Raw genomic sequence first — 16,578 nt, 5'->3', positions numbered from 1 at the left:
CGTCGCGCCGGCCCGGTGGCGGAGCCGGGTGCAGCGCCGCCGGGTGCAGCGCCGCCGGGGCTGGGCGATGAGCGCGGTGCTCGAGGCGGCACTGGCGCGCTGGCCGGGGGCGCAGAGCTACCGGCCCGGCGACAGTGCGGCGCTGAACGCCGAGATCCTCGGGCTGATGCGGTCGGGGAAGAAGCGCGCGAGCTGCGAGGCGTGGTCGGTCTTCGAGGAGGGCACGGAGGCGTTGCCCGAGGTCGGGCGGGTGGATCTGGCGCTCGACTGGCAGGGCCGCCCGGCGCTGGCGCTGCGCACCACCGAGGTGCTGCGGCTGCGCTTCGGGGAGATGGGCGAAGCGATGGTGGCCGAGCAGGGCGAGTTCGCGGATCTCGCCGACTGGCGGCGCGGCTACGAGGCGTATCTGACGCGGGCCGGACGGTTCGAGCCGGAGGTGGAGATGATGTTTGAGCGGTTCGAGCTGGTGGAGGATCTCGCGGGATGGTGAGCAAGGTTTTGGGGCTCTGCCCCGTCCGCGCGAGCGCGGACTCCCCGGGATATTTTAGGCCAGAAGAAACCAAGGGCGTTCGGGAGGACGGAGATGTTTGACACGGTACTGATCGCCAACCGGGGCGAGATCGCCTGCCGGGTGATGGAGACGGCGCGGGCCATGGGGCTGCGCTGCGTCGCGGTCTATTCCGAGGCCGATGCGGGGGCGAAGCATGTCGCGATGGCGGACGAGGCGGTCTGCATCGGCGGCGCGGCGCCCTCGGAGAGCTACCTGCGCGGCGCGCGCATCATCGAGGCGGCGCTGGCCACCGGCGCGGGGGCGATCCACCCGGGTTACGGCTTCCTGTCGGAGAACCCGGATTTCGTCGAGGCGGTGGAGGCGGCGGGGCTGGTCTTCGTCGGGCCCGGCGCCGAGGCCATTCGCGCGATGGGGCTCAAGGACGCGGCCAAGCGGCTGATGCACGAGGCCGGGGTGCCCGTTGTGCCGGGCTATCACGGCGAGGAGCAGGACGCGCGCTTCCTCGCCGGCGAGGCCGAGGCCATCGGCTACCCGGTGCTGATCAAGGCAGTGGCGGGCGGCGGTGGCAAGGGCATGCGGCTGGTCGAGCGGGCGGAGGATTTTGCCGAGGCGCTGAAGAGCGCGCAGGCGGAGGCGCGCGGCGCCTTCGGCAACGAGGCGGTGCTGATCGAGAAATTCGTCTCCAAGCCGCGCCATATCGAGGTGCAGGTCTTCGGCGACGGCACGCGCGCGGTGCATCTCTTCGAGCGCGACTGCTCGCTGCAGCGCCGGCACCAGAAGGTCATCGAGGAGGCGCCGGCGCCGGGCATGACCGCCGAGATGCGCCAGGCCATGGGGGCGGCGGCGGTGCGCGCCGCGGAGGCCATCGGCTACAAGGGCGCGGGCACCATCGAGTTCATCGTCGACGGCTCGCGCGGGCTGCGCCCCGACGGGTTCTGGTTCATGGAGATGAACACCCGCCTGCAGGTCGAGCATCCGGTGACCGAGGCGATCACCGGGGTCGATCTGGTCGAGTGGCAGCTGCGGGTGGCCGCCGGCGAGCCGCTGCCGCTGGCGCAGGAGCAGCTGAGCATCACCGGCCACGCCTTCGAGGCGCGGCTCTATGCCGAGGACGTGCCGGCGGGCTTTCTGCCGGCCACCGGGCGGCTGGCGCAGCTGGCCTTTCCGGGCGATGTGCGGGCCGATAGCGGCGTGCGCTCGGGCGATGTCATCGCGCCGCATTACGACCCGATGATCTCGAAGCTGATCGTGCACGGGCCGACCCGCGAGATCGCGCTGCGCAAGCTGGCGCGCGGGCTGGCGCACACGCAGGTTGCGGGGACGGTCACCAACCTTGCCTTCCTCGGCGCGCTGGCGCGGCACGAGGGCTTCGCGCGCGGCGAGGTCGATACCGGGCTGATCGGACGTGATCTCGCGGCGCTGACCGAGGCGCCGGCGCTGTCGCCGGCGGTGGTGGCGCAGGCGGCGCTTGCCGGGGCCGGGCTCTGGGAGGGGCGCGCGCCGCACCAGGGCTTCGCGCTCTGGGCGCCGCTGGCGCGGCAGGTGCTGCTGCGCCGCGGTGGCGAGGATCTCGCGGTGACGCTGCGGGTGACAGGCGCGGATCGCGTGGAGGTTTCATTCGGCGAGACCACCGTGCTGGCCGAGCGCACGGGCGGCGACTGGCGTCTCGACGGGCGGCCGGCGGCAGCGCTGTTCCGCGAGGGGGCGGAGATCACCGTCTTTGTCGATGGCGGGCAGGTCTTCGAACTGGTCGATCCGCTGGAGCGGGCGGCGGAGGCCTCGGGCGGCAACCTGATCGAGGCGCCGATGCCCGGGCGCGTGGTGTCGGTCCATGCCGAGGCGGGGCAGGCGGTCAGCGCCGGTGACCGGCTGGCGGTGCTCGAGGCGATGAAGATGGAGCACACCCTGACCGCCTGGCGCGACGGCGTGGTGGCCGAGGTGCTGGTCACCGCTGGCGCGCAGGTCGAGGCCGGGGCGGCGTTGATGCGGCTCGAGGACGAGGCGGAGGACGCGGCGTGATCCGGCTGCATCACGTGCCGCAATCGCGGTCGATGCGGGTGCTGTGGCTGCTCCATGAGCTGGACGTGCCCTTCGAGCTGGTGCTGCGGCCCTTCGACAAGAGCCTGCGCGGGCCGGAGTATCTGTCGCTCTCGCCCGCGGGCCGGGTGCCGGCGCTGGAGATCGAAGGCGAACGCATGTTCGAGAGCCTCGCGATGATGGAGTATCTCTGCGAGCGCTTCCCGGAGGCGGGCCTGGGCCGGGCGCCGGGCAGCCCCGACCGCATGGGCTGGCTGAGCTGGTTGCAGTTTGCTGAGACCATCAGCCAGCACGCGGCGGCGCTGACCCAGCAGCACATCATGCTGCGCGAGGATTCCATGCGCTCGCCGATCATCATGCAGCTCGAGGCGAAACGGCTGGAGAAATGCTACGCCGCGCTCGAGGCGCGCTTGTCGCCGCCGGTGGAGAAGCGCGATTACCTGCTGACCTCGGGGTTCTCCGCGGTCGATATCGCGGTCGGGCAGGCGGTCTACATGGCGCGGCATTTCGCCAGGATCGAGGGGTTTGACGAGCTGAGCGCCTGGTACGGGCGGATCACCGCGCGCGAGGGCTTTGTCAAGGCGCTGCCGGGGGCGGAGGAGCGGCTCTACGGGCAGGACTTCTACCCGGCCTGGGAGTGAGGCTGGCGGAGCGCGCCGTGCCGGCGCGCGCTGGTCGTCTCGCCGCCGTGGCGGCGGCTCGGGTTGGGGCTGGTGGCGGGCTTGCGCGGTTCGCCCGGCGGTCGGTTGGTGGCGCGGGCGGGATTCGAGTATTTGGGACGTAGAGAAGATGGGGCGCCGGGAAGGCGTGGAGAGGCCGGTTCGGGCTGTCAGGTCTTGGTGGCCGGCGTGGTGATCGGTGGCCCGGCGCTGCGAGCGGTGTGAGGGCGGAATTGAGTATTTGGGACGTAGAGACGTTGGGAGTGGCGCGGAATGGGTGAGCGGGTCGAGATTTTCGAGGTCGGGCCGAGGGACGGCTTGCAGAACGAGGCGCGGGAGATCCCCGCGCCGGAGAAGATCGCGCTCGTCGACTGCCTGTCGCGGGCCGGGTTCCGGCGCATCGAATGCGCCAGCTTCGTGAGCCCGAAATGGGTGCCGCAGATGGCATCGTCGGCGGAGGTGCTGGCCGGGATCGCACGGGCCGAGGGGGTGTCCTACGCGGCGCTCACGCCCAACATGAAGGGCTTCGAGGCGGCGATGGCGGCCAAGGCCGACGAGGTGGCGATCTTCGGCTCGGCCTCGGAAGGGTTCAGCCGCGCCAATATCAACGCCTCGATCCAGGAGAGCCTGGCGCGGTTCGCGCCGGTGGCGGAGGCGGCGCAGGCGCGCGGCGTGCCGGTCAGGGGCTATGTCTCCTGCGTCGTCGAGTGCCCCTATGACGGGGCGGTGGCGCCGGAGGCGGTGGCGCGGGTGGTCGCGGCGCTGCGAGACATGGGCTGCTACGAGGTTTCGCTCGGCGACACCATCGGGCGCGGCACGCCCGAGGCCGTCGACGCGATGCTGGCCTCGGTGCTGGGAGAGATGCCGGCGGACCGGCTGGCGGGGCATTTCCACGACACCTCCGGGCAGGCGCTCGACAATATCGAGGTGGCGCTGGGGCGCGGGCTGCGGGTGTTCGACGCCGCGGTCGGCGGGCTCGGCGGCTGCCCCTACGCGCCGGGCGCGGCGGGCAACGTGGCCACCGAGGCGGTGGCGGCGCGGCTCGAGGCGCTGGGCTACGCGCATGGGCTCGACATGGAGGTGCTGGCGCAGGCCGCGGAGATGGCGCGGGCGATGCGCGGCTGAGCGAGACGGAACGGAACAAGGGAGACGCGGCGATGGAACTGATCAAGGTGGCGCGCGACGGGCGCGGGGTGGCGGTGCTTACGCTGGCGCGGGCCGAGAAGCACAACGCGCTCTCGGCGCAGATGATGACCGAGCTCGAGGCGGCGGCGAAGCAACTGGCGGGCGAGGACGACGTGCGCGTGGTGGTGCTGACCGCCGAGGGGCGCTCGTTCTGCGCCGGCGGCGATCTTGCGTGGATGCGCGCGCAGTTCGGTATGGACGCGGCGACGCGCAAGGCCGAGTCGCGGCGCATCGCCACCGCGCTGGCGGCGCTGGCGGCGCTGCCGCAGCCGCTGATCGGCAAGGTGCAGGGCAATGCGCTGGGCGGCGGGGTCGGTCTGGTCTCAGTCTGCGACGTGGCCATCGGGGCGCAGGGGGTGAAGATGGGGTTCACCGAGACCCGGCTGGGGCTGATCCCGGCCAATATCGGCCCCTATGCCATCGCCCGCATGGGCGCGACGCGGGCCCGCGAGGTCTTCATGTCGGGCCGTGTCTTCGGCGCCGAGGAGGCGGTGCGGCTCAACCTGTTGTCCCGGGTGGTGGCGCCGGAGGCGCTCGACGACGCCGTCGAGGCGGAGATCGCGCCCTATCTCTCCTGCGCGCCCTTCGCGGTGCGCGACGCCAAGGCGCTGCTCAACGCGCTGGCGGGGCAGGTGAGTGCCGCCGATCTCGACTTCGCCATCGAGGCGCTGGCCAAGCGCTGGGAGACCGAGGAGGCCCGCGAGGGCATCGGCGCGTTTCTCGACAAGCGCAAGGCGCCATGGGGCTAAAGGCGGCCTGAAAGCGGGCAGGGGCGATGGATCGCGGCACCGGCCCTTGCGCCGCGGCGCCGAGGCGGTCAGGCTGGGCTGAGCTGCAAGGAGACCGCGCCCTGATCCAGATCGCCCATTTCCACGCAACGCTTTGCCTGGCCGTGATCTTCTTCCAGATCGCGCTGATCTTCGGCGCGCCGCTCGCCGCCGTCGCGCCAGGGGCGGCCGAGACCGGCGCCTTGCCCTATCGCGGCCGGCTCTTTGCCGGGCTCACCGCCTTCCTGATGCTGTTTGCCGCGCTGTCGATCATCGCGGCGGCGGGCTTTCCGGGGCTGGTCTGGCCGCGCTGGACCGGCTGGGTCACCGTCCTGCTGCACGCCGCCTCGGCCGGGCTGAGCCTGATGTCTCGCAAGCCGGCCGAGCGCGCCGGCTGGGCGCCGGTGCAGGCGGTGCTGGCGGCGCTGGCGCTGGTGGTCGTCACCGCCTGAGCGCCCCCGAGGGCGCGGCAATTGTATGCAGGAGTCGACGATAAAAATGTCGCGACCTTGCGGTGAGGGCCCGAATTCCAAGCTATCCCTCTAAAAAATCAGTGTTTTAGCCAATTCTGAATATTTGAGCGGCTTGTTGACCCCGCCGGGTGTGAGCGATAAGTCACTCATAGCAAGGCAACATCGCCATGGTCTCCGCGCCGGTCGCTCGGCGCGCCTCGCAAAGGAGCCAGCAAGTGGAAGAGATGCTGAGGGAGTACCTCCCTATTCTCGTTTTCCTGGGCATCGCGATCGCGCTCGGCGCCATCCTGATCCTCGCCGCCGTCGTGCTCGCCGTTCGTCATCCCGATCCCGAGAAGGTCTCGGCCTACGAATGCGGCTTCAACGCGTTCGATGATGCGCGCATGAAATTCGATGTCAGGTTCTACCTGGTGTCGATCCTGTTCATCATCTTCGATCTCGAGATCGCCTTCCTGTTTCCCTGGGCCGTGGCCTTCAAGGATATGAGCATGGTGGGCTTCTGGTCGATGATGGTGTTCCTCGGCGTGCTGACCGCTGGCTTTGCCTATGAATGGAAGAAAGGGGCGCTGGAATGGGAGTGAGCGACGGGCAGACGCCGCTGGTGACCGACGTGCAGGGCAGCGGGGCGCAGGCGCCGCGGCGGAAATCCGGCGCCTCGGCCCCGGCGGCCTACGGCGCCTACCGCGCCGGCGGCGACAAAGAGGTCGCCACGCAGGCGCTCAACCGCGAGCTCTCCGACAAGGGCTTCCTGCTGACCTCGGTCGACGACATCATCAACTGGGCGCGCACCGGCAGCCTGCACTGGATGACCTTCGGTCTGGCCTGCTGCGCCGTCGAGATGATGCAGACCTCGATGCCGCGCTACGATCTCGAGCGCTTCGGCACCGCGCCGCGCGCCAGCCCGCGCCAGTCCGACCTGATGATCGTCGCCGGCACGCTGACCAACAAGATGGCCCCGGCGCTGCGCAAGGTCTATGACCAGATGCCGGAGCCGCGCTACGTCATCTCCATGGGCTCCTGCGCCAATGGCGGCGGCTATTATCATTACAGCTACTCAGTGGTGCGCGGCTGCGACCGCATCGTCCCGGTCGACGTCTACGTTCCGGGCTGCCCGCCGACGGCGGAGGCGCTGCTCTACGGCCTGATGGCGCTGCAGAAGAAGATCCGCCGCACCGGCACGATCGTGCGATAGGCGAGGCGGGGAGAGAGACATGACGCAAGCACTGAAAGAACTCGGCGGCCATCTCGAACTGCGGCGCCCCGATTGCGTGCTCGGCTGGTCCGTGGCGTTCGACGAGCTGACCGTCGACGTGACCCCGGCCAACATCCCGGGCTTCGTCGAATTCCTCAAGACCGATCCGTCCTGCCGGTTCTCGTCGCTGGTCGACATCACCGCGGTCGATCATCCCGAGCGCCCCAAGCGCTTCGACGTGGTCTACCACTTCCTGTCGATGTACCAGAACCAGCGCATCCGCCTGCGCGTGGCGGTGCGCGAGGATGACGTGGTGCCGTCGATCACCGGCACCCACCCCAGCGCCGACTGGTTCGAGCGCGAGGTGTTCGACATGTTCGGCATCATCTTCTCGGGCCACCCGGACCTGCGCCGCATCCTCACCGATTACGGCTTCCGCGGCCATCCGCTGCGCAAGGATTTCCCGACCACCGGCTATGTCGAGGTGCGCTACGACGAAGAGCTCAAGCGCGTGGTCTACGAGCCGGTGAGCCTGGTGCAGGAATACCGCCAGTTCGACTTCATGTCGCCATGGGAAGGCGCGCAATACGTGCTGCCCGGCGACGAGAAGGCGGAGGCGAAATGATGCGTGCAACGTCAGAGCCGAAGATTTTTCGGACGAAAAATCTTGGCCCCGCGAAAAATCTTCGGACGAAGATTTTTGGCGCCCCCGCGATGAGAGGAGAGCTGGGATGATGGACGGCTCGAAATTCGACGACGGCAGCACCGACGCGCTGTCGGGCGAGCAGAAGATCCGCAACTTCAACATCAACTTTGGGCCGCAGCACCCGGCGGCGCACGGCGTGCTGCGCCTTGTGCTCGAGCTCGACGGCGAGATCGTCGAGCGCTGCGATCCGCATATCGGCCTGCTGCACCGCGGCACCGAGAAGCTGATGGAGAGCCGCACCTACCTGCAGAACCTGCCCTATTTCGACCGACTCGACTATGTCGGCACGATGAACCAGGAGCACGCCTGGTGCCTCGCCATCGAGCGCCTCACCGGCACCGAGGTGCCGCGCCGGGCGCAGCTCATCCGGGTGCTCTATTGCGAGATCGGGCGCATTCTCAACCACCTGCTGAACGTGACCACGCAGGCCATGGACGTGGGCGCGCTGACGCCGCCGCTCTGGGGCTTCGAGGAGCGCGAGAAGCTGATGATCTTCTACGAGCGCGCCTGCGGGGCGCGCCTGCACGCGGCCTATTTCCGTCCTGGCGGTGTGCACCAGGATCTGCCGCCCGAGCTGATCGACGACATCGACACCTGGTGCGACGAGTTCCCGGCCCGCCTGCAGGACATCGATGACCTGCTGACCGAGAACCGGATCTTCAAGCAGCGCAACGCCGATATCGGCGTCGTTACTGAGGATGACATCCAGAAATACGGCTTCTCGGGGGTCATGGTGCGGGGCTCCGGCCTCGCCTGGGACCTGCGCCGCGCGCAGCCCTACGAGTGCTACGACGAGTTCGAGTTCCAGATCCCCGTCGGCAAGAACGGCGATTGCTACGATCGCTACCTCTGCCGCATGGCCGAGATGCGCGAGAGCGTGAAGATCATGAAGCAGGCGCTCGAGAAGCTGCGCCTGCCGGAAAATCAGGGCGACGTGCTGGCGCGCGGCAAGGTGACCCCGCCGAAGCGCTCCGAGATGAAGACCTCGATGGAGGCGCTCATCCACCACTTCAAGCTCTACACCGAGGGCTTCCACGTGCCAGAGGGCGAGGTCTATGCCTGCGTCGAGGCGCCCAAGGGCGAGTTCGGCGTCTATCTCGTGGCCGATGGCAGCAACAAGCCCTACCGCGCTAAGCTGCGCGCGCCGGGCTTCCTGCACCTGCAGTCGATGGACTACCTCTGCCGCGGCCACCAGCTGGCCGACGTGGCGGCGATCCTCGGCTCGCTCGACATCGTGTTCGGCGAGGTCGACCGCTGAGGCGACCAAAGTGATGACGGGTGGGGCACCTCGGAGTGCCCGGCCAATCGGCGTCTCCGGGAACCCCGAGAGACGCACAGAGAAAAAGGACGAGGGAACGAGATGCTGAAGAAAAGCTGGCTGCTGCTGCCGCTCATCGCCACCGCCGGCTGCCTCGCGCTGCCGCCCCAGGGCATCGACGACGCGCAGCTGCGGGCCTTTGACGAGGCCGTCGCCTCGATCGGCTGCACGCTCGATTACGAATCTGATTACCTGCCGGTCGAGCTGCAGACGGGCCTGACCCGCGAGCAGATCCAGCAGGTCGCCAATTACCGCGTCGCGGCCGGCGCCGGCGTGGCCAGCGAGGCCGGCGGCTTCCGCCTGACCACCGGCGCCTGCACGCCGAGCGTCGACGCCCCCGCGCCGGAGGCGGCCGCCTGATGCGTGTGGTTTCCCTCATTGCAGCGCTTGCCTGCGCGCCGGGTCTGGCCGCGGCGATCGAGGTGGGGGAAAGCCGCTATGCCTTCGTCTCCGAGCTGGCGGCGGAGGGGTTCGCGCCCTTCGCCACCTCGCCGGCCGGGAATGCGAGCTTCGGCATGATGAAGGACACGGAGATGTACCTGTGTTTCATCGCCGACAACATCGAAACTCAGAACCAGCGTCAGACCGTGCTGCTCAAGGAACTGGCGGGGGAGTCCCCCGACCGCACCGTCCCGAACATCCCGCTCGTCTGCGTGCTGACCCAATAGGAACTGCCCGATGCTTCGCCGTCTTCATCCAGACCAGCCAGAGAGTTTCGCCTTCACCCAAGCCAACATGGCCTGGGCCGAGGGGCAGATCAGCAAGTATCCCGCCGGTCGCCAGGCCAGCGCCGTGATCCCGCTGCTGTGGCGGGCGCAGGAGCAGGAGGGCTGGCTGACCCGTCCGGCGATCGAGGCCGTGGCCGAGATGCTCGACATGGCCTATATCCGGGTGCTCGAGGTCGCGACCTTCTACTTCATGTTCCAGCTGCAACCGGTTGGCTCCATTGCGCATATCCAGATCTGCGGCACCACCACCTGCATGATCTGCGGCGCCGAGGACCTGATCGGCGTCTGCAAGGACAAGATCGCCCCCAAGCCGCATGAGGTCTCCGCCGACGGCAAGTTCTCCTGGGAAGAGGTCGAGTGCCTGGGCTCCTGCGCCAACGCGCCGATGGCCCAGATCGGCAAGGACTATTACGAAGATCTCACCGCCGAGCGCCTGGCCGAGATCCTCGATGAGCTCGCCGCGGGCAAGGTGCCGGTGCCGGGTCCGCAGAATGGCCGCTATGCTTCCGAGCCCAAGGGCGGGCCGGTGGTTCTGACCGAGCACGTCGAGGGCCGCGCGGAGTACAACGCCTCTGTCGAGCTCGCCACCACGATCGGCGACACGGTCAAGCGCATCGACGGCACCGAGGTGCCGCTGCGCACCCCGTGGCGCGACCGCTCGGACGAGAAGGGCGATGCCGAGCCCGACACCCACGCGCCGAAGCTGGCCGAGGGCGTTCCGGCCGATGACACTGGCGTGGACAAGCGCGAAGCGCCGGTCGAGTCGGCCGCCAAGGTCGAAAGCCCGGTCGAGGAGGCCGATGTCGGCACCCGCCCCGAGGCGCTCGAGGCCCCGCGCGACGGTGGCGCCGACGATCTCAAGCTGATCAAGGGCGTCGGGCCGAAGCTCGAGGCGCTGTGCCACAGCCTCGGCTTCTACCATTTCGACCAGATCGCCAACTGGTCCGAGGATGAGGTCGCCTGGGTCGACGCGAACCTGCAGGGCTTCAAGGGCCGGGTCACCCGGGATGGCTGGGTGGATCAGGCGAAAGTCCTATCCTCCGGTGGAGAGACGGAATTCTCCGGTCGTGCTAAGAAGGGGGACGTCAGCGAAGACTGACGCGGACCCACACGACCTTTTAGGGGAGGACTGGAATGACGGACATGGCAACGAACGGAACCTGCAAGCGCAACTGCTGGATTGCGGCTTCCGTGATCGGGCTGCTGGTGGCGCTGTTTGCGCTCGGCGCTCACAAGGGGATCGTCGCGGCGATCCTGCTCGGCATCCTGGCGGCGGCGCTGCTGGGGAGCCTGTTCGTCTGGCTGACCTGTGCCCCGGTGCCGAAGCTCGGCGCCCGCAAGAGCGGCGCGCCCGCGCCGGCCGCCGAGCCGAAGCAATCCAAGGCCGAGGCCCCGGCGCCTTCGCCCGCGCGGGCCGCCGCGCCCGCTCCGGCCAAGGTCGAGGAGGATGCGCCAGCGTCCGAGGAGACCGCCGCCACGTCCGCGTCCTCTGAGGCGTCCGAAGAGCCGCTGATCAAGCCGAGCAAGCCGCTTGCCGGCCAGGCCGAACTGGCCTCGCGCAAGGGCGCATGGAAATACGAAGGCGAGGCCGAGACCGGGGCTGAGACTGGGGCCGCCCCTGCGCCGGAAGGCGAGGGCAGCCAGCCGGAGGCCCTCTCGGCACCGCGCGACAGCGGCGCCGATGACCTGAAGGAGATCAAGGGCGTCGGTCCCAAGCTCGAGTCGCTGCTGCACGATCTGGGGATCTACCATTTCGACCAGATCGCCAGCTGGAGCGCCGCTGAGGTGGCGTGGATGGACGCCAATCTCAAGGGCTTCCGCGGCCGCGTGTCGCGCGATGACTGGATCGGCCAGGCGAAGATTCTTGCCGCCGGGGGCGAGACCGCGTTCTCGACCCGCGTCGACAAGGGCGAGGTCTACTGAGGCCGGCAAGGACGTCCCGCCCAGGCCAGGCGCCCGGGCGGGAGCAAAAGACAAGACGGGCCGCGGCGCGATGGGCGTGTCGCAGCGCCCCCGAGGCCAAGGAAAGGGCCACCGCATGACCGACCGGGACCGCCACAACCGGCAAGGGCGCATCATCGCGCTCGTGATCGCCGGCACCGGGCTGGCCTGGATCGCCGCCATGCTGGCCGGCGAGGCGCTGGGATGGTCCCAGCGCACACGCGCCTTCTTCGACCTGGCGGCGATCGCCGGGTTCGGGACGGCGATCTGGATGATTTACGGGCTCTGGCGCGCGCGCCAGCAGAACAAGGACTGATGCGATGCTGAAGGACGAGGACCGCATTTTCACCAATCTCTACGGCATGCATGATCGCACGCTGCAGGGTGCGAAGAAGCGTGGCCACTGGGACGGGACCGCCGGGATCATCGGCAAGGGCCGCGACTGGATCATCGATGAGATGAAGGCCTCCGGCCTGCGCGGCCGCGGCGGGGCGGGTTTCCCGACCGGCCTGAAGTGGTCCTTCATGCCTAAGGAGAGCGATGGTCGCCCGGCCTACCTGGTGATCAACGCCGACGAGTCCGAGCCCGCGACCTGCAAGGACCGCGAGATCATGCGCCACGATCCGCACACGCTGATCGAGGGCGCGCTGATCGCCAGTTTCGCCATGGGGGCGCACACCTCCTACATCTACATCCGCGGCGAATACATCCGCGAGCGCGAGGCGCTGCAGGCGGCCATCGACGAGGCCTATGACGCCGGCATGATCGGCAAGAACGCCTGCGGCACCGGCTGGGATTTCGACCTCTACCTGCATCACGGCGCCGGCGCCTATATCTGCGGCGAGGAGACCTCGCTGCTGGAGAGCCTCGAGGGCAAGAAGGGCATGCCGCGGATGAAGCCGCCGTTCCCGGCGGGCGCGGGCCTCTACGGCTGCCCGACCACCGTGAACAACGTCGAGTCCATCGCCGTGGTGCCGACCATCCTGCGCCGCGGTGCGAGCTGGTTCTCGGGCTTCGGCCGCAAGAACAACTCGGGCACCAAGCTCATGGGCCTCACCGGCCACGTCAACACGCCCTGCGTCTTCGAGGAGGAGATGTCGCTCTCGGTGCGCGAGATCATCGAAAAGCACGGCGGCGGCATCCGAGGCGGCTGGGACAATCTCAAGGCCATCATCCCCGGCGGCGCCTCCTGTCCGATCCTGCCCAAGGACAAGCTCGAGGACGCGATCTTCGATTTCGACTGGATGCGCGAGAACAAGTCGAGCTTCGGCACCGGCTGCATGATCGTGATGGACCAGAACACCGACGTGGTGAAGGCGGTCTGGCGGCTGTCGAAATTTTTCAAGCACGAGAGCTGCGGCCAGTGCACCCCGTGCCGCGAGGGCACCGGCTGGATGATGCGCGTGATGGACCGGCTGGTGCGCGGCGAGGCGGAGGTCGAGGAGATCGACATGCTACTCGACGTGACCAAGCAGGTCGAGGGCCACACCATCTGCGCCCTGGGTGACGCGGCGGCCTGGCCGATCCAGGGCCTGATCCGGCATTTCCGAGAGGAGATCGAGGATCGCATCAAGGCCAAGAAGACCGGCCGCATGGGCGCGATGGCGGCGGAGTGAGCATGTCGCGGCGGGCCTCATATCTCCTCGTGCCGGTTTCGGCGCTGCTGCTCGCGGGCTGTGCCGCCGGCACCACCATGTCGAGCGGCGCGGCGCTGCCCTCGGGCGGCGCGCTCGAGGATCGCTGGGAGCGCCGCGTGGTGACGCTGCTGGTGGCCGAGCGCATCGCCGATGCCTGCTACGGGCAGGGGATCACCATGGCGCCGTCGCCCTATGGCGGCGCGGTGCACCGCGCCACCGAGGAGATGGTCGCGGCGGGCGAGGATCGCGCGGCGCTCGACGCGGTGTTCGCATCGCATGATTTCAACGGCACCACCGCGGCGGTCGAGGGCTACCTCGCGTCGCGCGGCGGCTCCGTCGAGGCGCCGCAGTCGCTCTGCCCGGTGGGCGAGGCGGAGATCGCCGAAGGCTCCGATGTGGGCCGGGTGCTGACGAGACTTTGAAGGACGGGATGGGCAAGGTGAGCAAGCGAAACGGCATCGGAACCTGGGCGGCGCTGGCGCTGACTGCGGTTGCGGTTGCGGGATGCGGCAGCATCAAGAACGATTATAACTACGGCGGCGTCACCTTCTCGGGCAAGGCCAAGCCGGTGAAGGGCGACCGCGCCAGCTTCGTCGCGACCGCTGGCCCCGCCAGCGCCTCGCTCGATGGTGCCGTCGGCGGCGCGGAATACGAGGGCATTAAGTACTGCATCGAGTATCTCGGCACCTCCGATATCGACTGGCAGGTCGGTCCCGAGACGCCGCGCCAGCAGCTCGATCTGAGCGACAACAAGGTCACCTTCCGGGGGCGCTGCGCGGAGTGAGAGGTTTCGCCGTCATATCAGCGGCTTGCCGCGCATGTTATTGCATAACGGAACATGCGGCCCCCATGTCGGGAGATGGAGGCGTGCGCTCGCGCGCGCGCTCCGCAACCCCGCATCGGAGGACTGACATGCGCATCATCAAGACGCTTCTCCTGGCCTGCGCGACAGCGCTCGCGAGCCTGCCCGCCGCCGCCACCGCGAAGGCGCCGCTGGGCCAGGTCAAGGAGATCCATGACGGCCTGCTGGCGGTGGGCATCGCCGACGAGATCCGCAACACCTGCGGCAGCATCGACGCCCGCATGATCACCGCCTACGCCTATCTCGCGAAGCTCAAGTCGCGCGCCCGCTCGCTGGGCTATAGCGAAGACGAGATCGAGGATTACGTCACCTCGAAACAAGAGAAGAAGAAGATGCGCGCCGAGGGCGAGGCATGGCTCGAGGCCCGCGGCGTGACGCTGGGCCAGGAAGCCGGCTATTGCCGCGTCGGCCGCGAAGAAATCAGCAGGGGCTCGCAGATCGGCGCGCTCCTGAGGGCCCGGTGATGCGGCGCGGCGCAGAGAACGCCACGATGCGCCTCGCTGGCGCCGCGGGCGGCCTTTGCGCCGTGCCGAGCCAAAATTCTGTCTGGGAAGATGCCAATGAGTGACCTGCGCAAGATCATCATCGACGGGAAAGAGCTGGAGGTCGATCCGGCCATGACGCTGATCCAGGCCTGCGAGCAGGCCGGGATCGAGATCCCGCGCTTCTGCTACCACGAGCGCCTGTCGATCGCCGGCAATTGCCGCATGTGTCTTGTCGAGGTGGTGGGCGGTCCGCCCAAGCCCGCGGCCTCCTGCGCCATGCAGGTGCGCGATCTGCGCCCCGGGCCCGAGGGCCAGCCGCCGGTGGTCAAGACCAACTCGCCGATGGTTAAGAAGGCGCGCGAGGGGGTGATGGAGTTCCTGCTCATCAACCACCCGCTCGATTGCCCGATCTGCGACCAAGGCGGCGAATGCGATCTGCAGGACCAGGCGATGGCCTATGGTGTCGATTTCTCGCGCTTCCGCGAGCCCAAGCGCGCCGTCGACGACCTCGATCTCGGCCCGCTGGTCGAGACCCACATGACCCGCTGCATCTCCTGCACGCGCTGCGTGCGCTTCACCACCGAGGTGGCGGGCATCGCTCAGATGGGCCAGACCGGGCGCGGCGAGGATGCCGAGATCACCAGCTACCTCAACCAGACGCTCGACTCGAACCTGCAGGGCAACATCATCGACCTTTGCCCGGTGGGCGCGCTGGTCTCCAAGCCCTACGCCTTCACCGCCCGCCCCTGGGAGCTGACCAAGACCGAGAGCATCGACGTGATGGATGCGCTCGGCTCCAACATCCGGGTCGACACAAAGGGCCGCGAAGTGATGCGCTTCCTGCCGCGCAACCATGACGGCGTGAACGAGGAGTGGATTTCCGACAAGACCCGCTTCGTCTGGGACGGCCTGCGCCGCCAGCGCCTCGACAAGCCCTATATCCGCGACAACGGCAAGTTGCGCCCGGCCAGCTGGCCCGAGGCGCTCGGCAAGGTCGCCGAGGCGCTGAAGGCTGCCAAGAAGCCGGTGGGCCTCGTCGGCGATCTGGCCTCGGTGGAGGCGGCGTTCTCGCTCAAGACCCTGATCGAGGGGCAGGGCGGCTCGGTCGAGTGTCGCACCGATGGCGCCAAGCTGCCCGCTGGCAACCGCTCGGCCTATGTCGGCAACGCGCTGATCGAGGATCTGGATCATGCGCGCGAGGTCATCCTCGTCGGCGCCAACCCGGCGCAGGAAGCGCCGGTGCTCAATGCGCGCATCCGCAAGGCCTGGCTGCACGGCGCCACCGTGAAGCTGATCGGCGAGGCGGTGGACCTGACCTATGACTACGAGCATCTCGGCGCCGACCGCGCGGCGCTCTCCGCCGCCGAGGCGGGCGAGGGCGCGGTGGTCATCGTCGGGCAGGGTGCGCTGCAGGAGGCCGATGGCGCCGCGGTGCTCTCGACCGCGATGAAGCTGGCCGAGGCGGCCTCTGCCAAGTTCATGGTGTTGCACACCGCCGCGGCCCGCGTCGGCGCGCTCGACGTGAACGCGGTGACCGAGGGCGGCATGGAGGCGGCGATCGACGGCGCCGACGTGATCTGGAACCTCGGCGCCGACGAGGTCGAGATCGCCGAGGGCCCGCTGGTGATCTACCAGGGCAGCCACGGTGACCGCGGCGCGCACCGCGCCGACGTGATCCTGCCGGGCGCGGCCTATACCGAGGAGCACGGGCTCTTCGTCAATACCGAGGGCCGCCCGCAGCTCGCCATGCGCGCGTGCTTCCCGCCGGGCGAGGCCAAGGAGAACTGGGCGATCCTGCGCGCGCTCTCCGCCGAGCTCGGCGCGACGCTGCCGTGGGACAGCCTGCCGCAGCTGCGTCAGAAGCTGGTGGCCGAGGTGCCGCACCTGGCGCAGATCGACGAGGTTCCGGGCAACACCTGGGCCAGCACCGAGCCGGGCTCACTGGGCGACGCGTCGTTCCGCTACGCGGTCAAGGATTTCTACCTGACCAACCCGATCGCGCGGTCGAGCGTGCTGATGGCCGAGCTCTCGGCCAACGCCAAGGCCCGCCGCGACCAGCCGCTCGCCGCCGAATGAC

20 protein-coding genes are annotated in these 16,578 nt (G+C 68.9%); all 20 read left to right on the top strand.

The genetic code is table 11. The annotated features are described in order from the left end of the window. Positions 1 to 28 precede the first annotated feature (28 nt). The 20 genes from KUV62_RS12375 (at position 29) to nuoG (ending at position 16,577) form a co-directional block, all read left to right on the top strand. Complete coding sequence (locus KUV62_RS12375; RefSeq protein ID WP_315901584.1) at positions 29 to 490, top strand: ASCH domain-containing protein; 462 nt, start codon at positions 29 to 31, stop codon at positions 488 to 490. Positions 491 to 583: 93 nt separating this feature from the next. Then, positions 584 to 2,530, top strand: a complete 1,947-nt coding sequence (locus KUV62_RS12370; RefSeq protein WP_222604020.1) for a biotin carboxylase N-terminal domain-containing protein — start codon at positions 584 to 586, stop codon at positions 2,528 to 2,530. After that, complete coding sequence (locus KUV62_RS12365) at positions 2,527 to 3,189, top strand: glutathione S-transferase family protein (RefSeq protein WP_222604019.1); 663 nt, start codon at positions 2,527 to 2,529, stop codon at positions 3,187 to 3,189. Before KUV62_RS12370 ends, KUV62_RS12365 begins: the two co-directional genes overlap by 4 nt. Positions 3,190 to 3,480: 291 nt before the next feature. Then, positions 3,481 to 4,332, top strand: a complete 852-nt coding sequence (locus tag KUV62_RS12360; protein WP_222604018.1) for a hydroxymethylglutaryl-CoA lyase — start codon at positions 3,481 to 3,483, stop codon at positions 4,330 to 4,332. 32 nt (positions 4,333 to 4,364) lie between these two features. Then, the gene (locus KUV62_RS12355) at positions 4,365 to 5,141 is read left to right on the top strand and encodes a crotonase/enoyl-CoA hydratase family protein (protein WP_222604017.1); all 777 of its coding nucleotides are present in this window, start codon (positions 4,365 to 4,367) and stop codon (positions 5,139 to 5,141) included. A gap of 26 nt (positions 5,142 to 5,167) precedes the next feature. Continuing rightward, positions 5,168 to 5,611 (top strand): hypothetical protein, encoded by a 444-nt coding sequence (locus KUV62_RS12350; protein WP_261395610.1) that lies wholly within the window; start codon positions 5,168 to 5,170, stop codon positions 5,609 to 5,611. Positions 5,612 to 5,847: 236 nt separating this feature from the next. Then, positions 5,848 to 6,213, top strand: coding sequence for an NADH-quinone oxidoreductase subunit A (locus tag KUV62_RS12345; protein ID WP_222604016.1), 366 nt, complete (start codon positions 5,848 to 5,850; stop codon positions 6,211 to 6,213). Beyond that, entirely contained in the window at positions 6,204 to 6,824 is a 621-nt protein-coding gene (locus KUV62_RS12340; RefSeq protein ID WP_222604015.1) for a NuoB/complex I 20 kDa subunit family protein, read from the top strand. Before KUV62_RS12345 ends, KUV62_RS12340 begins: the two co-directional genes overlap by 10 nt. 19 nt (positions 6,825 to 6,843) lie before the next feature. Next, a complete protein-coding gene (locus tag KUV62_RS12335) occupies positions 6,844 to 7,449 on the top strand; it encodes an NADH-quinone oxidoreductase subunit C (protein ID WP_222604014.1) in 606 nt (201 codons plus the stop codon). 109 nt (positions 7,450 to 7,558) lie between these two features. After that, on the top strand, positions 7,559 to 8,788 hold the full coding sequence (locus tag KUV62_RS12330; RefSeq protein ID WP_222604324.1) for an NADH-quinone oxidoreductase subunit D: 1,230 nt from the start codon (positions 7,559 to 7,561) through the stop codon (positions 8,786 to 8,788). 102 nt (positions 8,789 to 8,890) lie between these two features. Then, positions 8,891 to 9,208 carry a hypothetical protein gene (locus KUV62_RS12325; RefSeq protein WP_222604013.1) on the top strand — a complete coding sequence of 106 codons (318 nt, stop codon included), beginning with the start codon at positions 8,891 to 8,893 and terminating at the stop codon, positions 9,206 to 9,208. Further along, positions 9,208 to 9,516, top strand: coding sequence for a hypothetical protein (locus KUV62_RS12320; RefSeq protein WP_222604012.1), 309 nt, complete (start codon positions 9,208 to 9,210; stop codon positions 9,514 to 9,516). Before KUV62_RS12325 ends, KUV62_RS12320 begins: the two co-directional genes overlap by 1 nt. Before the next feature lie 10 nt (positions 9,517 to 9,526). Further along, positions 9,527 to 10,675: an NADH-quinone oxidoreductase subunit E gene (locus KUV62_RS12315; RefSeq protein ID WP_222604011.1), complete on the top strand. Its 1,149-nt coding sequence runs from the start codon at positions 9,527 to 9,529 to the stop codon at positions 10,673 to 10,675. A gap of 35 nt (positions 10,676 to 10,710) precedes the next feature. After that, complete coding sequence (locus KUV62_RS12310; RefSeq protein ID WP_222604010.1) at positions 10,711 to 11,499, top strand: endonuclease; 789 nt, start codon at positions 10,711 to 10,713, stop codon at positions 11,497 to 11,499. Between the two features lie 115 nt (positions 11,500 to 11,614). Further along, entirely contained in the window at positions 11,615 to 11,833 is a 219-nt protein-coding gene (locus KUV62_RS12305) for a DUF5337 domain-containing protein (RefSeq protein WP_040544732.1), read from the top strand. Between the two features lie 4 nt (positions 11,834 to 11,837). Then, positions 11,838 to 13,133 (top strand): NADH-quinone oxidoreductase subunit NuoF, encoded by a 1,296-nt coding sequence (nuoF, locus tag KUV62_RS12300; RefSeq protein WP_222604009.1) that lies wholly within the window; start codon positions 11,838 to 11,840, stop codon positions 13,131 to 13,133. Between the two features lie 2 nt (positions 13,134 to 13,135). Then, the gene (locus KUV62_RS12295; RefSeq protein WP_222604008.1) at positions 13,136 to 13,576 is read left to right on the top strand and encodes a DUF5333 family protein; all 441 of its coding nucleotides are present in this window, start codon (positions 13,136 to 13,138) and stop codon (positions 13,574 to 13,576) included. A gap of 8 nt (positions 13,577 to 13,584) precedes the next feature. Further along, positions 13,585 to 13,938 (top strand): hypothetical protein, encoded by a 354-nt coding sequence (locus KUV62_RS12290; protein ID WP_222604007.1) that lies wholly within the window; start codon positions 13,585 to 13,587, stop codon positions 13,936 to 13,938. 128 nt (positions 13,939 to 14,066) lie between these two features. After that, positions 14,067 to 14,480, top strand: a complete 414-nt coding sequence (locus KUV62_RS12285) for a DUF5333 domain-containing protein (protein ID WP_222604006.1) — start codon at positions 14,067 to 14,069, stop codon at positions 14,478 to 14,480. Positions 14,481 to 14,576: 96 nt separating this feature from the next. Further along, positions 14,577 to 16,577, top strand: a complete 2,001-nt coding sequence (gene nuoG / locus KUV62_RS12280) for an NADH-quinone oxidoreductase subunit NuoG (RefSeq protein ID WP_222604005.1) — start codon at positions 14,577 to 14,579, stop codon at positions 16,575 to 16,577. The last annotated feature ends 1 nt before the right edge of the window (position 16,578 follow it).

Source organism: Salipiger bermudensis (genome assembly GCF_019801965.1).
GTDB classification, from domain to species: Bacteria; Pseudomonadota; Alphaproteobacteria; order Rhodobacterales; family Rhodobacteraceae; genus Salipiger; species Salipiger bermudensis_A.
This window is presented reverse-complemented; position numbering and strand designations above follow the sequence as displayed.